The sequence below is a fragment of the Vibrio sp. D173a genome (assembly GCF_030248475.1).
This window is the reverse complement of record NZ_JAHGAH010001338.1, coordinates 1-793: the sequence shown is the minus strand read 5'-3', so window position 1 is coordinate 793 and position 793 is coordinate 1. Positions and strand designations below refer to the sequence as shown.

Below are 793 nucleotides of genomic sequence, written 5' to 3'. Positions count from 1 at the left end.
TGTAGCCGCCGTCTTCACGTACAGAGTGACAAACTGCTTTGTATTTCTTCTTGTCAGTCTTTTTAATTGCTTTGATTTCAGGGAAGGTCTTACAACCGCCTTCAAGTGCAAGCTCAGCAAACGCATCGCGAGTACCTGATGTTGGTGGAGGACCAAGAACTTCAATCTTGATGTTTGGAAGAGCTGGGTTCACCTCTTTCCATGTTTTGTATGGGTTCTCTACTAGGTTGCCGTTTGCATCAGGCACCATTTTCGCTACGCCTTTGTAAACGTCTTGTAGAGACAGTTCAAATTGCTCAGCTTTTTTAGAGTTAGCTAAAACGATGCCGTCAAAGCCAATCTTAATTTCAACAATGTCGTTAACACCGTTTTTAGCACACAATTCAACTTCTGAAGATTTAATCTTACGAGAAGCATTGGTGATATCTGGTGTATTTTCGCCGATACCCGCACAAAATAGTTTTAAACCGCCGCCTGAACCTGTTGATTCAATTTTTGGAACCGGATAAGAAGAAGTACGGCCAAATCGCTCTGCAACAACAGTCGCGAATGGGAATACAGTCGATGAACCAACAATACTGATATAGTCACGAGATGCAGCATTAGCAACACCACCTGTAGCCATTGTCAGAGCAACCGTTGTAGTAGCAATAAGCGCTTTAATTTTCACATCAACCTCCAAGTTGATAAATGAATTAATGGAGTTAAACATCTGTAATCATTAAGATGCTGAATAATCAGTTCGATTTATGTTTTGAACTGCAATAATTCAACCAAAGGCTTGTGACATATT

The 793-nt window shown here is 40.7% G+C and carries 1 protein-coding gene; it reads right to left on the bottom strand.

Features of this window, described 5'->3' with window-relative positions; translation table 11 throughout:
• A partial coding sequence (locus tag KIV40_RS33210) for a substrate-binding domain-containing protein (protein ID WP_285353655.1) occupies positions 1-670 on the bottom strand: 670 nt, incomplete at its 3' end.
• Positions 671-793 lie beyond the last annotated feature (123 nt).